The organism is Mucilaginibacter sp., from assembly GCF_036383575.1.
Classification (GTDB): domain Bacteria; phylum Bacteroidota; class Bacteroidia; order Sphingobacteriales; family Sphingobacteriaceae; genus Mucilaginibacter.
Genome location: NZ_DASVOB010000567.1, coordinates 1 through 21,230, shown reverse-complemented (window position 1 = coordinate 21,230; position 21,230 = coordinate 1). Strand labels below are relative to the sequence as shown.

14 protein-coding genes are annotated in these 21,230 nt (G+C 41.4%); 4 read left to right on the top strand and 10 right to left on the bottom strand.

The window, feature by feature from the left end; genetic code table 11:
* Window positions 1-2,373: TonB-dependent receptor (locus VF500_RS20360; protein ID WP_330861441.1), on the bottom strand; the 2,373-nt coding region annotated here is incomplete at its 3' end.
* Window positions 2,374-2,735: 362 nt separating this feature from the next.
* Here VF500_RS20360 and VF500_RS20355 point away from each other — a divergent pair.
* The gene (locus VF500_RS20355; protein ID WP_330861440.1) at window positions 2,736-6,728 is read left to right on the top strand and encodes a hybrid sensor histidine kinase/response regulator transcription factor; all 3,993 of its coding nucleotides are present in this window, start codon (window positions 2,736-2,738) and stop codon (window positions 6,726-6,728) included.
* Between the two features lie 57 nt (window positions 6,729-6,785).
* Here the strand turns inward: VF500_RS20355 and VF500_RS20350 are convergent, their stop codons facing one another.
* The 4 genes from VF500_RS20350 to VF500_RS20335 all read right to left on the bottom strand — a co-directional run bounded on the left by VF500_RS20350 (window position 6,786) and on the right by VF500_RS20335 (window position 12,483).
* Window positions 6,786-9,674 carry an outer membrane beta-barrel protein gene (locus VF500_RS20350; RefSeq protein ID WP_330861439.1) on the bottom strand — a complete coding sequence of 963 codons (2,889 nt, stop codon included), beginning with the start codon at window positions 9,672-9,674 and terminating at the stop codon, window positions 6,786-6,788.
* Between the two features lie 87 nt (window positions 9,675-9,761).
* Window positions 9,762-10,631, bottom strand: a complete 870-nt coding sequence (locus tag VF500_RS20345) for a hypothetical protein (protein WP_330861438.1) — start codon at window positions 10,629-10,631, stop codon at window positions 9,762-9,764.
* 29 nt (window positions 10,632-10,660) lie between these two features.
* The gene (locus VF500_RS20340) at window positions 10,661-11,380 is read right to left on the bottom strand and encodes a LytTR family DNA-binding domain-containing protein (protein WP_330861437.1); all 720 of its coding nucleotides are present in this window, start codon (window positions 11,378-11,380) and stop codon (window positions 10,661-10,663) included.
* 2 nt (window positions 11,381-11,382) lie between these two features.
* Window positions 11,383-12,483 (bottom strand): sensor histidine kinase, encoded by a 1,101-nt coding sequence (locus tag VF500_RS20335; RefSeq protein WP_330861436.1) that lies wholly within the window; start codon window positions 12,481-12,483, stop codon window positions 11,383-11,385.
* 381 nt (window positions 12,484-12,864) lie between these two features.
* Between VF500_RS20335 and VF500_RS20330 the strand changes: the two genes are divergently transcribed.
* Complete coding sequence (locus VF500_RS20330; RefSeq protein ID WP_330861435.1) at window positions 12,865-13,623, top strand: carboxypeptidase-like regulatory domain-containing protein; 759 nt, start codon at window positions 12,865-12,867, stop codon at window positions 13,621-13,623.
* Here VF500_RS20330 and VF500_RS20325 read toward each other — a convergent pair.
* From VF500_RS20325 to VF500_RS20305, 5 genes are all read right to left on the bottom strand, one after another.
* Window positions 13,616-14,743 carry a hypothetical protein gene (locus VF500_RS20325; protein ID WP_330861434.1) on the bottom strand — a complete coding sequence of 376 codons (1,128 nt, stop codon included), beginning with the start codon at window positions 14,741-14,743 and terminating at the stop codon, window positions 13,616-13,618. The genes VF500_RS20330 and VF500_RS20325 overlap by 8 nt on opposite strands.
* Window positions 14,709-15,908 (bottom strand): hypothetical protein, encoded by a 1,200-nt coding sequence (locus VF500_RS20320; RefSeq protein WP_330861433.1) that lies wholly within the window; start codon window positions 15,906-15,908, stop codon window positions 14,709-14,711. The genes VF500_RS20325 and VF500_RS20320 overlap by 35 nt, the downstream gene beginning before the upstream one ends.
* A gap of 211 nt (window positions 15,909-16,119) precedes the next feature.
* The gene (locus tag VF500_RS20315; protein WP_330861432.1) at window positions 16,120-16,290 is read right to left on the bottom strand and encodes a hypothetical protein; all 171 of its coding nucleotides are present in this window, start codon (window positions 16,288-16,290) and stop codon (window positions 16,120-16,122) included.
* 123 nt (window positions 16,291-16,413) lie between these two features.
* Window positions 16,414-17,313 (bottom strand): TraB/GumN family protein, encoded by a 900-nt coding sequence (locus VF500_RS20310; RefSeq protein ID WP_330861431.1) that lies wholly within the window; start codon window positions 17,311-17,313, stop codon window positions 16,414-16,416.
* 9 nt (window positions 17,314-17,322) lie between these two features.
* Window positions 17,323-19,725 (bottom strand): outer membrane beta-barrel protein, encoded by a 2,403-nt coding sequence (locus VF500_RS20305; protein WP_330861430.1) that lies wholly within the window; start codon window positions 19,723-19,725, stop codon window positions 17,323-17,325.
* A gap of 691 nt (window positions 19,726-20,416) precedes the next feature.
* Here VF500_RS20305 and VF500_RS20300 point away from each other — a divergent pair.
* Together VF500_RS20300 and VF500_RS20295 are read left to right on the top strand one after the other, a co-directional pair.
* A complete protein-coding gene (locus tag VF500_RS20300) occupies window positions 20,417-20,722 on the top strand; it encodes a hypothetical protein (RefSeq protein ID WP_330861429.1) in 306 nt (101 codons plus the stop codon).
* Window positions 20,715-21,230 (top strand): hypothetical protein (locus VF500_RS20295; protein WP_330861428.1); only part of this gene is annotated, 516 nt, incomplete at its 3' end. The genes VF500_RS20300 and VF500_RS20295, both read left to right, overlap by 8 nt.

The following is a 21,230-nucleotide window of genomic DNA, read 5'->3' as shown; positions in this document are numbered from 1 at the left end:
ATTACCGTTAAGACCAATGTTGCCGCCAAAAATTGATGTATTGTCGCTAAGTGCAGTTATTTTATTCTGATTAAAGGAGATGTTGGCACTGGTTGTCCAGTTGAATTTGCCAACCATATTTTTTGAAGTAACCGAAAACTCTACGCCCTTATTTTCCACATCGCCCGCATTGCTTGGCGGCGCTGCACCCGAATACCCGGTTGAAATAGGCAGGTTAACCGGCACCAGCATTCCCGTAGTTTTTTTGATGTAGGCATCAATGTTTACCGTAATGCGCTGGTTAAGAAAAGTAGCATCTAAACCGATATTGCTTTGCTTAACTGTTTCCCACCTCAGGTTAGGATTGGCCGCGTTTAAAGCGATCTGGGCAGGCACAACAGTACCGTTAAAATTGTAAACGGCCGAGGTAAGCACCGATGCAAATGAATAATTACCAATATTCTGGTTACCTGTGGCACCATAGCCGGCCCTCAGTTTCAGGTCATCAAAAAACGTTATCTTTTTAAAGAAGGGCTCCTGCGAGATGCGCCAGGCGATGGAACCTGAAGGGAATGTGCCATATTTGTTATTGTCGCCAAAGCGTGATGAGCCGTCACGCCTGATGGTGCCGGTTAACAAATACCTGTCTTTATAAGCGTAATTGGCCCTGCCAACGTATGATAATAAAGCCCATTCCGAACCATCGCCATTAAGAACGGGGTTCAGGGTACCGTTGTTGAGCTGCTGCGTAACATCGCTGGCAAAACTGCTTACGTTACCACCCGCGAAATGATAACTGTTGGTTTGGGCATCCGTACCCACCAAAACAGTCAGGTGATGATCTTTACCAAAGTACCTATCGTAAGTGAGGAAGTTATCCCAGGTGTAGGTAATGCTTTTGTTGTACTGCTCGGCCAAATATGAATTAGGCTGAGGAATTGGCTCGTAGTTATACTTTGGGGACCAGGTACGGCTGTTAAAAAATGAGGCCTGGATACCGGCTGTACTTTTAAAGGTTAAGCCCGGGATAATGGTAGCCTCTGCAAAAACAGAACCCAGCACATTATAGCCTTCGGTATTATTTTGTACCAGCTTAGCCGTTGCAATAGGGTTTTTCACATCGCCGTAAAACTGGGGTTGCCCAACCGGGCCGGCGTAACTGCCATCGGCATTGTAAATGGGCTGTGCCGGGTTGGCTGCCATTGTTGCGCGGATATCATAAGCGCCGCTTGGCTTTTCGTCATGATTCAACGTAAGGTTATGCCCGAATTTGAGCCATTTAAGCACTTTATCGTTACCGTTGAACTGCAGGGTATACCTGCGGTAAGCCGTATTTGTTACGATGCCTTTTTGATCGAGTATGCTGCCGGAAACATAATAGTCGGACTTTTCGGTACCGCCCGAATAGGACATGGTATAACTTTGAATAGGCGCTTTTTTAAATAAAGCACCAAGCCAGTCGGTACCTGCCCCCAGCGAAGCGAGATCGGCATAAGCCGGATTGGTTGACTGGTTATTATTGGCCAGCAACTCATTATTCAATTGGGCAAACTGGCTGGCATTTAACAGCTTTACCAGGTTAGTGGCCTGCTGTACACCGGCAAAGGCATTAAAATTTAAATGACTTGCACCTGCCGAACCTTTTTTGGTAGTGATCAGCACCACCCCATTTGCGCCGCGCGATCCGTAAATAGCCGAAGCGGAAGCATCTTTCAGTACATCCAATGAGGCTATATCATCGGGGTTAAGCGTGTTGAGCGGCACATCGGTGGGCACACCATCAATCACCAGCAACGGATCGCTGTTGTTAATGGTACCAACCCCGCGCACCCGCAATGTAACGTTGCTGCCCGGCGAACCGGAAGTAACAGCCTGTACGCCTGCCGCACGGCCTTCAATAGCCTGACCAATATCAGGCACCGGCTGCCCCGCTATCTCTTTAATATTTACCGAAGTTACTGCACCGGTAACATCCTTTTTCTTTTGCGTTCCGTAGCCAACAACCACTACCTCATTTAAGGCTTTTACATTTTCGGTTAATACTACGTTAAGGGTTGTTTTACCGCTCAGCGGCACTTCCTGTGTAGCATAGCCAACAAAGCTGAACACCAGTACAGCGTTTTGGTCTTTTACGCTTAGTTTGTAATTACCGGCGGCATCGGTAAGGGTGCCATTGGTGGTACCTTTTTCGGTAACGGCTACACCAGGTAAAGGGCCGGCAGCATCGGTAACCTTGCCGGTTACAGCTATTGCCTGCACCGCGTTTATAGTCAGGGCAGCTTTGTTAACTGGAGTGAGGGAAAAAGCCGGTAAGGCCAGTGCTACAATGAGCGGACTGATGGCTAATGTTTTCTTGGGTAATCCAAAATGTAAGTTTCGTAAACGAAATTTCATATCTATTGTATTTCAGGTTGTGGTTTTAAGGCATTGATGGCCTTTTAAATTGGTTGTAGAGACAGCTTATTTTAAAAGCGTAAAAAAGTGCAGCGTAAAGTTTTCTTCATACTTATTGATGTTGTTTGTAATTGGTTTATAACAACCGCCCGGTTCAGGCAGTATTAGATTGGCACTAAGTAAGAGCTTTACCACCGGAGGGAATAATCAGAGCATTTCAATTTAAATTCAAAATGTATCAAAGTTGAGATCCGGGCATCTCACACATAATATGTGGTTATATTTACATGACCAGTACAAACCATTGTTAATATTATACCACTACAAGGCACCAGGCCATAGTGGTGCAATTATGATTGATTTTGAAAAAAACTTATACCATACTAATCCTGCTCCTGTACTTTGTGGTTGCCCGTGGCCAGCAGGCTTCTTACTATTTTAAAAATTACCAGGTTCAGAACGGGCTGTCGAGTAATACCATTACCAGTATTTTGCAGGATAAAAAAGGGTTTATGTGGTTTGGCAGCCGCAACGGCCTCAACCGTTTCGACGGCAATGTATTTAAACTGTTCGGCAATAAACTGGGCGACAGCACCAGCATAGGCAGCAATTCTATTTTTAGTTTGTACGAGGATAGTAAGGAAACACTATGGGTTGGCACATACAAGGGCATTTACATTTTTGATCCGCTTACCGAAACTTTTAAAGCATTTAAACTTATCCCTCCCGGCGAGGTGCGTTATATTTCGGGAGATAAACAGCACCACATCTGGATCATATCAAACCTTAATTTATACCGGTATGATGAGTTGAGCAATAAGATCACTGCCTATCCGCTTAAAAACGACCTAACCGTTACCATGAATATGGCCCGAAATGGTTCTTTATGGACGGCTACCAACCAGGGCTTTATCAATCATTATAACATGGCAGGCCGCCTGCTGGCATCGTACGATATCTCCAGGGCTAATAAAAACCGAAAATTTTCTACCATACAGGAAATTTACCCCATTGGCGATACCGCTGTCATTACCGGCACCATGAACCAGGCGGTTTTGTTCAACTATAAAAATAACGGCATTGTTAATGTATTAAAGGGGCAGAATACATTGGGCGACATTCATGTGCATGTTATTTTTCATCAAAATGAAGACATGTACTGGCTGGGCACCGAGAACGGGCTTTATATTTTCAACCTCAAAAGTGGCAAAACTACTATTGTACAAAAACAGTATAGCAACCCTTATACTATTACCGATAACATTATCTCGGCCATTTATAAAGATGCTGAGGGGGGAACCTGGATAGGTACTTATTTTGGCGGGCTTAATTATTATTCGGGCCAGTATAACAATTTTAAAAAGTATTTCCCTGAGCCGGGTGTTAACAGCCTCAGCGGCAATATTGTTCACGAAATAACCAAAGATCAGTACGGTAACCTATGGGTAGGCACCGAAGATGCCGGGCTAAACAAAATTGATCCTAAAACAGGCCTTGTGGAACACTTTTTACCAGGTAAAGCTCCTGGCAGCATCGCTTACAGGAACATTCACGGCCTGGTTGCCGACGGTGATAAACTTTGGATAGGAACCTATGAACACGGGCTTGATGTAATGGACCTGCAAACCAGGCGGGTTATTAAACATTATACCGCGGCGCAAAACAGCAAGACGTTCAGCAGCAATTTCATCGTATCGCTTTTCAAAACCCGCAGCGGCGATATTTTGGTGGGTACGTGGAACGGGCTGTTTAAATATAACCGCGCAACCGACGCCTTTACCGCCATGCCTTTCTTTACCGATCATATTCAATCGATCAGGGAAGAAAACGACGGTACGTTATGGGTGAGCACTTACGGTGGTGGCGTATATTATCAAAACACGCTTAGCGGCAAAAGCGGGCATATCAGCTACCATACGGGTAAGCCCAACAGCATCCTAAACGATTATGTGAACGGTATTTTTATCGACAGCCATAACAATAAATGGTTTTGTACCGAAGGGGGCTTAAGCAGATATGACGCCCGGACGGCCACAATAAAAAACTACACTACCGAAAACGGCTTGCCCGATAACCAGATCTTCAGGATACAGGAGGATGAAACCGGCAAGTTATGGATCTCTACCGCAAAAGGATTGGCAAGGTTTGACCCCGGCAACGGCACCTTCAGCAATTACCACACGGTTAACGGCCTGCCAACCGAGCAGTTTAACTACAACTCGTCATACCGTGATGCGGATGGCACCATGTATTTCGGTACCGTAAAAGGGATGGTGAGTTTTATTCCTGCCAAATTTGTTAAAAATCCGTACGTTCCACCCGTTTATATCACAGGCTTACAGGTTAATAATGCCGATGTAAGCATCAGCAAGCCAAATTCATTGCTCGACAGGTCTATCACCTACACCCAAGCTATAACTTTGCCATACAATAGTTCAAGTATTAGTTTGGATGTGGCGGCGCTGAGCTATGTTATCCCTGAAATGAACATGTATGCCTACAAAACGGAGGGCATCGATAAAAACTGGATCCAGTTCAAAAACAACCGTAAAATATATTACACCAAACTGCCGGCTGGCAATTATACCTTTAACCTTAAAGGCGCCAACAGCGAAGGTGTTTGGAACAATAAGCTGGTGAGGCTCAACATCAGGATCATGCCGCCGTTTTGGGCTACCTGGTGGGCCTATACCATTTACCTGCTCATAGTGGCTGCCATTGTGATAACCATAGTAAGGTATTATCATTTGGCAGTGAGCGAAAAAAACAAACGACGTATTGAAACTATCGAAATTAATACCGAACGGGAGATCTATAATGCCAAAATTGAGTTCTTTACCAATGTAGCGCATGAGATAAGGACCCCGCTTACCCTGATAAAAATGCCTCTCGATAAACTCATGAACAGCGAAATTGAAGATCCCGAAACAATGGAGAACCTTGCCATGATAAAGAAAAATACGAACCGGCTGATAGGGCTAACCAATCAGCTCCTTGACTTTAGAAAGGCCGAAGCCAATAAATTCAGCCTTAATTTTTCAAAAACAGATATTAACGAGCTGCTTAATGAGGTTTACAGCACCTTTAAGCCCGCTGCCGAGCTTAAAGAACTTAATTACAAACTTGAACTTCCCCGCATAACGCTTCATGCCTATGTTGATCATGAAGCATTAAAAAAGATCCTGAGCAACCTGTTCAATAATGCTATCAAATATGCTTCGACTATGGCTGCTGTTAAACTGCTTCCTTTTAGCAGTGAGGATGAGATGTTCAGGGTTGAGGTGCGCAATGATGGCTTCCTTGTTCCACCTGAGTTAAAAGAAAAGATATTTGAACCTTTCTATCGCATCAAAGAAACCGAAAAAGAGGCTGGCACCGGTATTGGATTGCCTTTGGCCCGCTCCTTAACACTTCTACATAAGGGGACACTCGAGCTGAAACCATCCATAAACGGGCAAAACATCTTTTTACTGTCGCTGCCCATGCACCAGGAAACCGAGATAAACCTTAATGAAGCCGACGAACCATTAACCCAGCAAAAGGAAGAACCGGTGAGCAGCAATACCGAGGCAGAGAAAGACAAACCCTTTGTATTACTGGTGGAAGACAATAAAGAAATAGCAAACTATATCCAACGCGAACTGGCGGGTAGCTATTATATTTTAAAAGCCTATAATGGGCTCGAAGCTATAGATATATTGCAAAAAGAGAACATTCAACTGGTGATCAGTGATATTATGATGCCTGTTATGGATGGCATTGAACTGTGTAAAAAAATCAAGACCGATGTTCAGTACAGCCATATCCCTATTATCCTGCTTACGGCTAAAAATTCCCTTAACTCCAAAATTGAAGGTCTGGAAGTTGGGGCCGACGCTTATATCGAAAAACCTTTCGCCTTTGAGCACCTGCTGGCGCAGGTGAACAACCTGCTCATGAACCGCAACATGATGAAGGAGTATTTTGCACGGTCGCCCCTCACACATATCAAGGGCATCGCAGTTTCAAAAGCTGACAAAGACTTTTTAGACCGCCTCAATAAGGTCATCTATGATCATATAACTGATATGGACCTTGATGTTGACCAGCTTTCGAGCATGATGAACATGAGCAGGCCAACACTTTACCGTAAGATCAAAGGAATATCAGACATGACACCGAACGAGCTCATCAACCTGTCCCGCCTCAAAAAAGGAGCAGAACTACTTGCCGAAGGTGACCTGAAAATAAACGAGGTAGCCAACATGATAGGTTATAGTTTACCTACCAATTTCTCCCGTGATTTTCAGCGGCAATTTGGAGTTAGCCCATCCGTTTATGTTTGTAATTTGAAGGGCGATCAGAAACAGGTTTAAGAAAATATCGCCGGTAGCTTACAGGCGATATTTCAAGAGCATTATTGAAGCCCGTAACTATTCATAAATAAAGCTGCCGTCTCCCCTCCTGTTCATTGTTTTGCCATTACGTTTTGGCGCCCCGCTCCATTTCTGCAGATTAAAACGTAAGCCTACCAGGAAATACCTGCTCAATGTGCTGGACAGGGTATTGGTGTATCCGCCCTGCGGCGAGAGTGTTTGTTGTATAAAATTATTCTGGTGCAGGATATCATAAACATTAAACGTAAGCACCAGGTTCTTTTTGGCTAAAAACTCTTTTTCAAAACCCGCGTTGATCACAAACGGATTACTGTTAATACCGGTTAACCCGGTAACATAACTTTTGGATGCGCTGTAATTTACCTGGAAAGTTTTCAAGAAGTAAACTTTGCCATCTATACCCAACGAAGTTGTTCTGAGTGAGGTTGGATCCGCATTACGCAGCGTGGTGAACGAACGCGAAATATCATAACCAACATAAGGATTTACCTCAAACCAGTCGGTTGGATTTATCCGCGGGCCAAAGCGTTCGTCAAAGCGCCAGTTGGTGTTGTGATAAAGCACATTGTTACTCATAGCGTTGTTGAAAGCATAGGTTACATTACCATTAAGCGACAAGTTATACCGGCGGTCATCAAACTGTTTGGCAATATTGTAACGGCCTACTATAGCGTATGATCCGTTGATGTTGATATAATGGATCTCGTTGATGGTTTTGTACTTAAACTTGGCCTCGTTTGTCGGATCCAGCGGGTCGGAAGAGAGGAATTGCCTGATCTGTAAAACGTTGGTTGTTGTTTGATTATCAATAGTAGTACCGTTGATATTGAATGATAAATTAAACCTGGAGTTTGGCAGATAATTGTTATAAATGATATTAAGCGAGTTGGTAAATGTTGGTTTAAGATTAGGATTACCTACCACAATGTTATTCGGGTCGGATCTGTCCGTAAACGGCTGGATCTGCTGGAAATTAGGCTCGGTATTGGCACCCGAATATGCAATGGAAATCCGTTCGGTACGCGACCATGAGTAGGAGAACCTGAATACCGGGATAACCTTAAAGTCAGACCGGGAAGTGGATACATTCTCGCTGGTGCCATTATTTATTTTAGTCCCTTTCAAAAGTGTAGGAACTATAGTACCTCCTAACGACAGGTTTACCTTTTTACCGTTATACCGGTAGTTTAATGTAGCCCTGGTTTCGGTAAAAGAGTAATTATAAATATTGTCGAGCCGGGTAAGTTCAACCACATCCCCGTTTGCAAGCACGGTATCAGAAAGAGCCTTGTTATCATAAACGGCGGTACGCACCTGCCCGTTAAATTCAAACTGGGATACCAGGTTAATTGGCTCAACATAAGTAACGCTGGTTCGGTAAGTGGTATTTTTGCTTGTGCGGTTGGTAAGCAAATGTGAGGCCGAATCGCGCAGCAGTGAATCGCGGGTGCTATCAAAATAGTAATGATAATTATTATCACGATCACCGTTGGCCTGGCTGTTAGAGTTATTGATACTGAACTGGATAGAAACATTACGATGAGGCTTTTTAAATATATGCTGATAAAGCACAGTAGCGCCATAGTTAGGTGCAGTGTTTAAACTGCCGTTTGCCCCATTAACAACAGGATGCTCAAAACCGGTTGAAAAGTTGTTGATATTATCTGTAACTGAAGTGCTGAAATTTGATGAGCTCGAGTAGCTGAACGTGGGCGTTATTTGTAAATAATTGGCACTGTCAATACTATAGTCCATCTCAAAATTCACGTTATGGCTCTTACTTTTACTCTCCCGGGTGCTTTGCGAGGTAAAATCGGTTGAGCCCAAAGTTGAATTGGTTTGCCCGTAGCTGTTATTCACGGAATTGTTGTCACTGTAACGGTAGGCATAACTGGATATCACCTGCACCTTTTTAGTCCACTGATCACGGTAATTGACTGATGGGGAAGCCGAGAAAGTAGTTCCCGGGCTACCACCTCTCGCTGCACCTGCGCCAACACCTGTACCTCCTCCGCCGCCGTTGGTAGCCCCCCCGGCTATCCCGGTTGAAGCCACCCCTGTAACCGTATTGGCTATCCGGCCAATTACACCAAGTTGTTCATTAGCATTGATGCGCTGTGCAAAGATCTGCCCATTATACCTGTCGTTATTGCCGCCTTGCGCGGTTATCCGGCCGGTATTACCCACCGATCTATCGGCCCGGGTAGTAATGTTTAATACCTTTTGAGGGTCGCCGTCTTTAATTCCTGTACGTGCTGCCAGATCGCCGTAGTCATCAACTACCTGTATCTTATCAACAATATCTGCAGGCAGGTTCTGGATGGCCTGGGCAACATCGCCGCCTGCATATTCCTTACCATTTAATTTCGCTTTTGTAATTTGCTGCCCCTGGTGTGTAACCGTACCATCCGACCCGACTTCCATACCTTCCATCTTTTTCAGCAACTCATCCACAGTGGCATTTTCGCGCACTTTATAGTCACTCGCCCGGTACTCAACCGTATCTGTTTTATATACAATACTTGGTGTACCGTTAACTACAACCTCTTTGAGGGCGTTGGTTTCAGGCCTTAAAATAATGGGATCTAACGTAAGCCTTGGTACAGCATCGTTGTTAAGCATCTTTTTAACAAGTGTGCGATAACCTATGCTACTGATGGTCAATGTGAAAGTAGCCGATTTTACATTCTTAAAAATGAAGATACCATCGGCATTGGTAGCCGTGCTTACGGTATCTTTTTTTGATACCAGCTTAACTACCGCCCCAACAACTGATTGATCTGTAGAATCTTTTACGATGCCGCTAACCTGCCTCAGCAGTAAAGGAGGCGGCAAAGCAGCCGGTTTACGAGCAGGCGAGCTTTGGGCAAACAGCCGCGCCGACAGCAGTAAAAGAAGTAGTAATAAGAGTAATCGTTGTTTCATGGGTAGGTTTAAGACGCTTAGTTAAGGCAATAATATGTTTAGTCAGCCTGTTTGGCTGGTCAATTACATCAGGGATATTGGGGTTAATTATTTTTTAATCAGGAGATACTTCCCCCAGAAATCTGTTGGGCTCATCATGCTTTGCAGGTCACCGCCGCCACCGAAACCACCGCCTCCTCCGCCGAAACCACCGCCGCCGCCGTTTCCTCCACCACGTCTGCCGCCACCACCACCGAAACCGCCGCCGCCATCATTTCCACCACCATCGCCGCGGTTTCCAAATTGGATTCCGTTGACTTTGATGTTATAGGCAAACTCTTTAGGATCATCAATACTGATATTGAGCAGCTTTAGCGGTAAGGCCAATTCATATACAAGGTTGCCTTTAGCGTCGTAATCAACCGCAGCCTTGATGCCATATTCATTATAAATAGAGATCACGCTGTCGGCAATGGCTGGAAATCCGCTTACCGTAATTTCCTTTGCCGAGGCCACTATTTGTTTGCGCATGGCCACTATAGCAGCAGAATCCAAACCGCCCTGCTGCCCGCCGGCACCACCCCGCCGCCGGAACTGGCCACGCATAGCCGACTGGCTAACTACCGGAAAAGTTACCAGGAAAGCCCCTTTATCTTTTTTCTTTCCTTCGGTATTTATAGTAAAACTGATTCCGCCGGCAATGATCTTCCTGTTATTGGTTTGATCAATTGATTGTACCGCGAGGTAAAGATTCTGGCCATCATTTGCCAGGGTGTAATAAAGCTGTGTTGCTTTATTATAGGCCTGCAAAGGATTAGTCCACTCCTTTAATTTCCCATCTGCTTTAACCTCAGCCGGGGCCGAAACCGAACCCTCCTGTACATTATTCAACTTTTGCGCATTTGCCGAATAGCTGAATACCGTGATCAGCGCAAAACCTAAAAAACATTTATTTAAAATCCGTACGCTATATTTCATCTCGATGAATTTATTTAACAAAACATTGGTTATTGATTTTCCTGGTACCCCACATAGGCCAGTATTCTTTCCCGGTAGTTATCGCTCACCGGTATTTCAACATCATTGAGCAATACCCTGGTACGTTTAAAAACAGTTATCTTATCCAGCGATACAATAAACGACCGGTGCACCCTCGCAAACCCCTCTACCGGCAACTTGCTCTCCATAAAATGCATACTCAGGCGGGTGATGACCGGCCTATCGGTACTTTTAAGATAGATCTTGATATAGTCCTTCAATCCTTCAATATATATGATATCAGAGAGGTTGATCCGGATAATCGAATAATCGGCATTAACAAAAATATAGCCCCCATCAACTTGAGTTTTTGCCGGGATATCTTTTTGCAAACGCACACTGCTTAGTTCGGCTGCTTTGTTTACTGCCTTTAAAAAACGCTCAAAAGAAAATGGTTTTACCAGGTAATCAACCACATCAAGATTAAAGCCTTCAAGGGCATAATTTTCATAAGCTGTAACCAGAATAACCATGGGCGGCTTGACCAAACCTTTTAAAAACTGAACTCCTGATATGCCGGGCATCTGGATATCCAGAAAAATAAGATCAACCTGGCCCTGCCGTAAAAACTCCATAGCTTCCATCGCGTTTTTACAGGTGGCTACTAACTCCAGGTTCGGCAACTTGCTTACGTTGTCTTCCATCAGCTCCAACGCCAGCTTCTCATCATCAACAACAATGCACCTCATGATCAATTCAATTTAATTTTCAGGTCGCAGGTAAACGTGGTACCATCATTTATAATTTTCAGGTCGTACCGGGTTGCATAAAGCAAATCAAGCCTCCTTTTTACATTGGCCAATCCTATGCCCGAGCTTTTATCTTTCGAATCGCCGGCGGGTGCAATTTTATTAGTGACCATAAAATTCAACCAGCCGTTGCCATCTACATGAAGTTCGATATCTATCATCGGATCGGTTAGCATACCAATACCATGTTTAAATGCATTCTCAACAAAAGGAACCAGTATCATGGGTTCAATGTAATAAGCATTTATGTTATCAGGAACATTGAACACAATTGTTACATCATCGCCAAAACGCAATAACTGCAACGCCATATAACTGTTAAGGTAATCTACCTCGCGGGTTAGCAGTACCTTTGCACCCTCACTTTCATAAAGCATATACCGCATTAAGTTTGAAAGCTCAATGATGGCAGGCTCCAGCATATCTGATTTTTTGCGCGCCATGGATGCCATGTTATTCAGAATATTGAATATAAAATGCGGGCTAACCTGCGACCGCAGAAAACTGAGCTCCGTTTTAAGGTTCTCGTTTTCCTTTTCCTTCCTGATCTTTTCTTTTTGCGAATTATCAATAATGATCCGATAGCTGATACTGATACCAGTAATGGATAAATAAGTAAGTATATTGGTAAAATACCAACCGAACCATCTCCTGTCGGGCCGGAACCCTGGACGCGGGTGATCATCAAAGCCGCGCCGGTGTGCGTGTAGCCGGGCCATATCTGCCGGTTTAAACAAAGAAAGCTGGCTGTCAATAAAGCGTGAAAGCCACATGACCAGCACAATTGCCGCAGCCAATGCCAATATATATAGCAGCAATTGCTTTTTATTGGTATAGATCACCGGGTATAAATAATAAGCATTAAAATAAAAGAAAACCGCCAAAATGATATTATTGATCATCAGCTTATAATGCCAGTTACTGAACCCGCTCCAGGTATTGGGATTGCGAAAAAGGTAAGGCGAAATGATGATCAGCGCCCAAAATAACACATGGATCACGGGTTTCAGGTACCTGCTTGAATATATCCTCTTTATCGCCATGATATAAACATACCTATAAAAGATAAACAGATTTTATATAAGAGATAAAGGTGCAGAAATAATAGACGAGCCTATGCTTTTTGGCGATCAAACTTATACCATTTCAAACGTTTGGCTGGAGCCCCATTTCAATTACGTATGGAACACAACTAAATGAACCCAAAGCACCTGAGCATATATTCAAAGCTCCCGCAATCCCTAATTTACAGCCCAAATACAACCTTATAACATCAAGTTATTTTCACGTTTAATATCATTGAATATTACCTAATACTTCATTATATTGCATGTATAAAAATGAATATGACCGTTTATAACTTAGACTATAACAGAATATAGATAAATGGTCTCATTTCGTATTTTTTATAACTGCAAAGCGATTTGAAAAATATTTTATTAAAACAGGGCCTGCCGTTTTGTTCGGGCTTACCTAAACTCTTATTCGTTTTTTTGATATTGGTTTTCTTAAACAATATCAAGGCATTTTCCCAAAATGTTATTGGAGTGGTAATAGCTGATGCACAAAATTTAGGCGGGGCCGTAATTCATAATACAAGAACACGCGAGCTAAGAGTAAGTGACGGAAACGGCAGGTTTAATTTAAATGCAGTAACAGGTGATACCCTGGTGACAAGTTTTATCGGCTACAAAAACGATACATTATCCATAGGGACACAAAACATCGTCACGATCAGGCTCAAACCAACTGCAACATTCTTAAACGATGTTGTTATCAGAGGCACCAAATTAAGCCCGTTAGAACAATTCAATAAAAACAAGCAGGACTATAAAAGCATTTATGTAAAAGGCGATGTGAGCCACATGGTTGTCCTCTCCGCAGGAAACGGACGTGTGAAAACCGGATTGAGTATCGATAAAATTTACAATGCTTTCAGTAAAGAAGGAAGGAACGCCAGGAAGTTACAGAAAACCTTAACAGAAGATTACCAAAATAACGTTGTTGATGCGCGTTTTAGTGAGAAAATAGTTAGCGAGGTTACCGGATACAAAGGGGAGGAACTAAATAATTTCATTATTAATTACAGGCCACCTTATGAATTTGTTGCCAAAGCCTCCGATTATGATATCATTGAATATATTAAACAGAAGGAAAAGATCGCGGAAATGAAATCTAAGTAAGGACCTGGTTATTTATAAGTTGATCAAATATGGATGCCGGAAATTCGGCCTTACTGACCGGATGTATCGTCGATCTGTTTAATAAAGAATAAATAGGTTCCTTTAACGGAAACGAATTGTAATTCCTTTTATTGAAAAGAAACATTTCCTGATTGATACTAAAAAGGCCAAATTTATTTTTGTTAAAATAAAGCCTATCCTCATTTTTATTGGCCCCGCCATCTGCTCTCATCTCACTAAATTCATAGGGTTTAATCACCGAATGCAGATATAGCCAGGCTTCCCATTGCTCAGGATATTTTAAAAGTAATTCGGCGAACTGATCGAATATTTTTTGAGTTGTATGAGTTGCATATATTTCTCTGTCCATAGTTAAATTGGGGAAAATTGGGTCGAAAAACTTGAAACAGAGATCATCCTTTGTTTTTCTATAGTTGGCAACGGCTACAATTGGAACTTTAGCCAAATGAGAAAAATAAGCTATTCCTTTTCTGGCATATATCGACTCTGCAAGAAAATTGATTTTAAGAAGATTTTCATTTTGGATGGTATTATTGCCCGCACCCGAATACCCATCAATATAAACCAGCAAGCTTTTGCCTTTTTTTAGTTCCCTTAATATTTGCATGCCTGAGTGTGGCGACTGGGCAGATATAATGTTAAACTTTTCACCCTCGGCATAATAATTATGCTGCTCGTAAATTTTCTGATAATTGTGCTGATGCTCCTTAAGGGCAGCATCAGAGACCATCAATGTGTAATTGATGGCATTTTTGCCCAAAACATAGTTTATTAACCGAAATGAGCCCAAATGGAATGTGCAGATAATTGAGGGTTGCGTTTTTAAAAATTCGAATACGTCAATATTGGAATTTTCATAGCTGATATGATCAAAAATGGCTGGGAACTCAAGATCAAGCCAGCTCAATTTTTGCTGCAACAGCATTTGTCTGAATAGCATTTCATGCGTACCAACATCAATCTGCGGTATAAAATTACGAAGGTTAGCGCTGACAAAATTCAACGTTCTGTTTAATGTGTCATTATTTTGTACAGATAAACGGCCGAGCGTTTCTTCAGTTAATCTATTTCTTTCCGCTAAATATTCCGTTTGTTTCATTTCGGATAACTTTGAGGGTTTGCTGGAGGTGTAGGATAAGCAGATAAAAAACCAACAGTATTGAAAAGGCATCAACTACCGATTCCGTTAAAGCCAGTTGACTTTGCTGCCAGCCAGAGAGAGAAAAAAGCACAGATATTTTGGTAATAGCGGCTGTGCAATACCGCATTACAGCGTAGTAAACATATAGCCAAAATGCTATACTGAGTATAACGTAGATTAAAAGGCTTTTTGGCTGTGTTTTAATAAAAGGCATGCTATTTTTTGGCCGATCAAAAAACAACTTTACAGCAATCTTTTGAGCGCCTGCTTTTAAATTAGGGATACCTATAGAATCGCTCAATATCCAGTAACCATCATAACGGAAGAACGGGTTCAGCGAGCCTATTATACTGCCAACATTTATAATTATCAACATGAAAATTAGTGGGTTGGCAACTTGACGGGTATACAAGAATATCAGTAGGACATTAACAATGAGTTGTAAATATATTCCTCCCAGGTTAACCACAATACGCTTTAACTTATCCAGCTGCCAGATATTGGTTACGTTGCTAAAAAATACCGGAAAAATAAAGTAAAAGCCAAAGCCGATCTCTTTAGGCTTCACCCCATAATGAAATGATGCTGAAGCATGCCCTATTTCGTGAAGGATGATAACGGGAAGCATGATCAAATAAACCGCTGCTACATTTTGGGGCGATAATTGCGGTAACGCATGCTGATATATGAATTGCAGAGAAAGAAGTTTGTTAGCAATGAAGAAATAACAGGCGTATCCAATAGAAAAAACACCAAAAAGGGCAAAAATATAAGGATTGAAAAGAATTGATACTAACTTATATACGCTTTGAAATTGCCCCTCTTTTATTACTGTTAGTTTTAGATTAATAAAATCAAGCGACTTTTGACCTTGCTTTTGTGTAAGCTTAGCCATAGTGGTTTCTAAAGAACGTTTAATAAAGGTAGCATCTACATAGTCGATACTATGTTTTTTGTTGACAGCCTCTATTATTAATTCGTAATTGGATGTTTGTTGGCAGAGGGCTAAAATATCATATAACAATTCATTGATCACATAAACCCTGTTGCCATTGTCGAGCAGTAAATAGCGGGTTGTTTTCCCTTCCTGTAATTTTTTTAATACTAAATCTTTTGTCTCCACAAGCCCTTTTATAACATTGGATGAAATTATTGATCAGAAAAATTGGCAATAGCTATGCTAACAGGTACATAATTGTACCCTCTTATTGTTATGATGAAATCTTGAACTAATACCCTACGGATATGACGCAGCAGTTTTTCAGAGCATCATGATAATCATACAGGAGCTAAAAACAAGCCCGGACTATATTCCGGGCTTGTTTTTAAACCGATTAGAATGATACAGTTACAGTACCCCTGAAATCAGGTGAACTGCCTGTAGTATAACCGCCTTCAACTGTAGCTGTAGTTTTTGATGAAACAGCAGCTAATTCTAAACGTGGCTCCAGTTCTTGCATGGTAATTGCAGATTCGAAAAGATTTTCGTTGTTTTGATTTTCCATTTTAATGGTAATTAATGTATTAATGTACTCCTACTCTACAAGGTTTTCGGAATCCCCTTTTTATTCTCTTGGCCAAAGAAGAATGTCTTAGTATTTCGAACCACTGTTGTGGTTAGTGGTATTTTAATTGTAAATCGGGCTAATTATATAGCCCGATTTTTTTAAACTATTAAATATCGACGTGCCGGGGTTGGCAACATCAGCGACGTCCAAAAGTAAAATCGAACTCTGATTTTTGATTACATTTTCAATTCTTGAATCTAAAAGGTTTATTCTTTTGGCTTCAATGTCGTTAAATGAGTATCGTAGATTTAATAATGGGCTTTTATTGATGATCGCACAAATGCCGCGAAAATTTTCATGGGTGTAAAAATTCGACTTGCTATCCAGATCACTGCTGGCCTGTGAAGAATTGTTGATCAGAAAATCGAGCGTTTTTTCCCAATAACTGTTCGGGTAGGCATTGAAAGTATCAAAAGTTTCTTCCAGTGAAAGTAATTCGGTCACCTTAATGCTTTTGTCATGTGCATAAGCCCGGATCAACGTTTCCGGCGTTTTCGGATCTTTTATTTCACATGGATTAATGACTTTAATGGTCATCCCGCAGATAACAATGGGCTTATAAGAATTAAGCCGCACTTCGTTCATGCCCACATTAGCCGCTTCAGAATTTAACTGGCTGTAAAGTGAAGCGGATAAAACTTTTTTCACTGACTCATTCTGATTTTTAACGGTCACCAGTTTTTGAAGCTTAGCTTCATTTGCCGGATCGAGTAAACCTGATTCAACGCCAACCACCTGAACCTTCCCCAGTACCGCCAAAGTCTTTTTGTCCAATGCCGCCACATCAGCACACGTATTGGAAGTAGTTAACAAAATATAAGAGTCATTTTTTAACCCGTTACCTGAAATCTTCCACAGTAATGATTGATCATTTCCTGCCGGAGACTGCGCCCGAAGGGTTTGAACAGCCAGTAAAAAGAAAGCGGATAAAATTGGTTTTAAATTTAGAGTAAGCTTCATTTTGATAAATTAATTGTTTAGACGATGTTCCGTTTCATCTGTTTTTGATGGGCCTTTTGAATTGCTTTTCACCTTGGTGTTACCAAATTTGTAGGTAAGGGACAGGTTCAGGAAGCGGGTTTCAGTTTTGTTGTTTTGATTGATCACCAGATCCTGGTAATTGATATTGACTTTTTGCCTTTCGGTATTAAAAATGTCTAAAAGGGCGAGTTTAATGTTTGCCTTATTATGTGCAAGATTTTTGCTAACACCGGTGCTGGTTGTTAAAATTGTTTGAAGTTTATAGATGCCGGATGCATAAGGGCCTCTGTCCAATACATTTAATTCAGCAGCCCATCCATTACCAAAATTGAATGTATTTTCAGTTTGTAAAAGATATGACCAGGTTGAATTATTGCCTTTAAATAAAGAAGAAGATGTATTGTATTTATAAAAGCCCGTTCCTCCGCTTAAATCAGTTGTCCACCACTTGGTAATAGGAAAAGTTAAGTCGTAATAAACATAAAACAGATCTGCCGCCTTTAAATTATTGTAGGTAGATATGACTATATTATCCGGGCCTTTGATATACACCGGCACCAACGGATCGGTGGTATGCGTATAACTCGCGCCAAGCACAAAGGCTCTTTTTAAAGTGTAGGTAAATTCAAAATTATTATTGATCTGGGGTAAGATACCGGGGTTACCCTGACTCAAAGAATATTGGTTTTGATATATTACAAACGGGTTTACTATGTTCAATCCGAAGCGGTCGATGCTTTTTCTGTAGGTTAACGCAAACTCGTTATCTACACCCGGGGTATAGTTAAAATTTATATTCGGGAATAATTTAAGATAATGATTATCATTTATCTGATTCCCGGTAACCAGTTCCCCCTTAGTATTCGTTTGCTCCGCCCTTAATCCAACAGTAATGGTATACTTAAGCTGAAAAGTGTTGGTATAATTCACATAGGCCGCATTAATATTCTCCCTGTAAATAAAATGATTGGTTTTTGTAGCGTCATTGATCCAATCGTCATTTATCAGGTTTTCCCATTTGGCATCGTTATCAGTTGTGGTAAACTGATTCCTGATACCATATTCAAACTTCCCAATTTTAGAGGGGGCCGCGTAATCAATAGAAAAAGAATAGTTTGAAACCGTTCCGGGCAAACTATTTCTAAAATAAGTGGTTGGCAAAAACTGCGATCCATTAGCATCGAAATAATTAGTTGAAAAATTATCATTCCAATATTTATGGTAATTAAAGTAATCGCCGCTTACACTAAGCTCTTTTCCCAATGAATCAATTTTCTTTGTATAAGTTATACTTACTAATGGGTTTGTAAATTTCACATTGCCTGCTGTATTGCCAAGCGACGACGAATCTCCGCCGGTTATATGCCTTAAATCTGATTGATTTCCAACCGTTCTTTTGCCATAGTTAGTGTATCCTTTCAATAATATTCCTATTGTACTATTCCTGGTCAAATCGTAATCAACTCCAATTTTATAGCTGTTATTAAAGCGGCTCCTTACTTCATAGTCAGTTTGATAAACAGAGGCCGTTTGATCAATTATCCGGTTTGACCTGTTATCATAATATTGCTTGTTATGCATAAAGTCATAACTACCATAAACATTTAACCCCTTGTCCCGATAGTTAAGATTTATCCCCTCATTATATTTAATGTATTTTCCGGTACCAATTCCGGTTGAATAAACCCCGTTTAAGCCGTCGCGCTTATTTTTTGCTGAAATTATATTGATAACACTGCCACCTGCAGCATCGTATTTAGCCGATGGATTGGAGATAATTTCTACCCTTTCAATTCCGTTTGCAGGCATTGAACTAAGCATATTTTTTAATTCTGCATCGGTAAGATGAGTAGGCTTTCCATCAATCAAAACATTGATCGTTTTATTCCTGAAAATCAATGTCCCGTCCAGTTCAACCACCCCTGGCGCCCTCAATAATACGCTATAGGCGTCATCGCCGGCCGTGAGCGGGCTCTGCGACACATTCAATATTATTTTCCCGCCGGTAAACAGGATAAACGGTTTGGATACTTTATTAACAATTTTTACATCTTTCAAGTTTATATTGGCCAGCGAAAGACCTATATCGAATTTCAATTCGCCCCCCAGATCTTTAGCAATTGTAAACCTCCTTGAGGCACTCTCGTACCCGATGTAATCCGTTATTAGTGTAAAATCTCCTGTTGTGGTGATGACAACGCTAAAATTGCCTTTATTATTAGATGATGTTGAAGCAATAGCAATACCTGCCTTGTTTTTTATGTGAATGCTGGCATTAGGCAAAGGCTTTTGGCTTAAGCTATCGAGAATTGTCCCCGAAACTTGAGTTTGAGCCAGTGTGTTATTCAACATAAACAGAAACATAATACCAAGGATAGATAAGAATTTCAAGCTATTTTATTGCTATAAGTTACCACAATAATATTTGATGGCCGTTCCAAAGTTTAGCCTTTGGTAATAAGGGCCAGCAATAACTTTGTCTTTCCGTTGGATCAATATTTGATGCATGCTGATTTACACAGGCATATCTCAATATTTTACGGAAAAGCAATCAGGATCAAGCTAAAAAAAATGAAATTTCGGATAGGACAAAGCCAACAATCCGACAGCTTCGAGAGATTTCAACATTGTGATTAAATATAAGGTTCAGTAGTATTATGATGCTTTTATTGACATAAATAACACTTTTCAAGTATAAACTAATATTTATAATATTCAAAATATATTTTAAATATTACAGCAAATTCGAAATAATGATGAAAGAACCCGAAGTTTTTCCGTCAAACAATCTTTGGCAAAATTATCCAACGAAAAACCTTCTAAATCGTATTCCCTCCCGTTAAGTTCCTGTTCAACGCTTATTTGGAAAGTTATTCAATTTTCCGTTTTAATATTTTACCATGGGTATCGCGTAAACAAAGTTATGAGCCAACGGCAGGCAACAGACGAGCAAAAGAAAGGCCGATACCCGCCCCTGCCGGGAAACATTTGCCCAAACCTGTAAATCGTTTTGATATTAATTAAAAAGTACTTTTAAATACAAAGTTTAATTTTATAAATTTGTAATACCAAATTATTTCCGATGAAAATTTCAAAAACAAAATTTGTGCTGTTGTTTGTCGTTGGCGCCGTAGTCTTCATGATTTCCAGCACTTTACTATTAGGGCAGCCTGCAGAATCCCTGTTTGGTACAGGTTCATTTGCGGGCATTTTACTATCACCCGTGAAAATGATCCTGATGGGACCGCTATTGCCGTTCATCCATTTTTTGCGCCAGGACCCGGATACACCGCCGCCGTTTTTTCTGGCAGGTTTTGTGTTTTACTGGGCCCTGCTTGCTTTAAGCATTCATTACCTGATCAGTAAATTCAAAGTTCGTCATGCCTAAGCTAAGAGCCATCTATGACGAAGCTAAAGCCGACAAATGGTTCCGGCGTTTCGCGGTATTCTGCCGTATTGCTTTGGCGGCGAGTTTCGTGCCAACCAGTATCGTAAAGATCATGGGGCAGCGCTTCGCCGAAGGCCTGCCCCATAATAATCCCTTAGGGCATTATTTCGACGCCTTGCTGCAAACCGGTTATTATTATACCTTTATTGGAATAGCGCAATTGACCATTGCCATCCTCTTGTTAATCCCGCGAACAACCCTGCTCGGTGCAATCGCTTATTTCACCATGATCGTCAATATTACTGTGCTGACCTATGCTACCCGCTTTGACGGCACCCGGCTCATTACTTTTATGCTACTGGCCTGTTTATATTTATTGATCTGGGATTATGATCGTTTAAAATACCTTTTTATTAAACCAACCGGGGCGGCTATCCCAACAATCACAAAGCCCATTGGCAAGCGGTTGCGGATCTATTTTTTTAGCAGCTGCGTCGCGACTATAGCC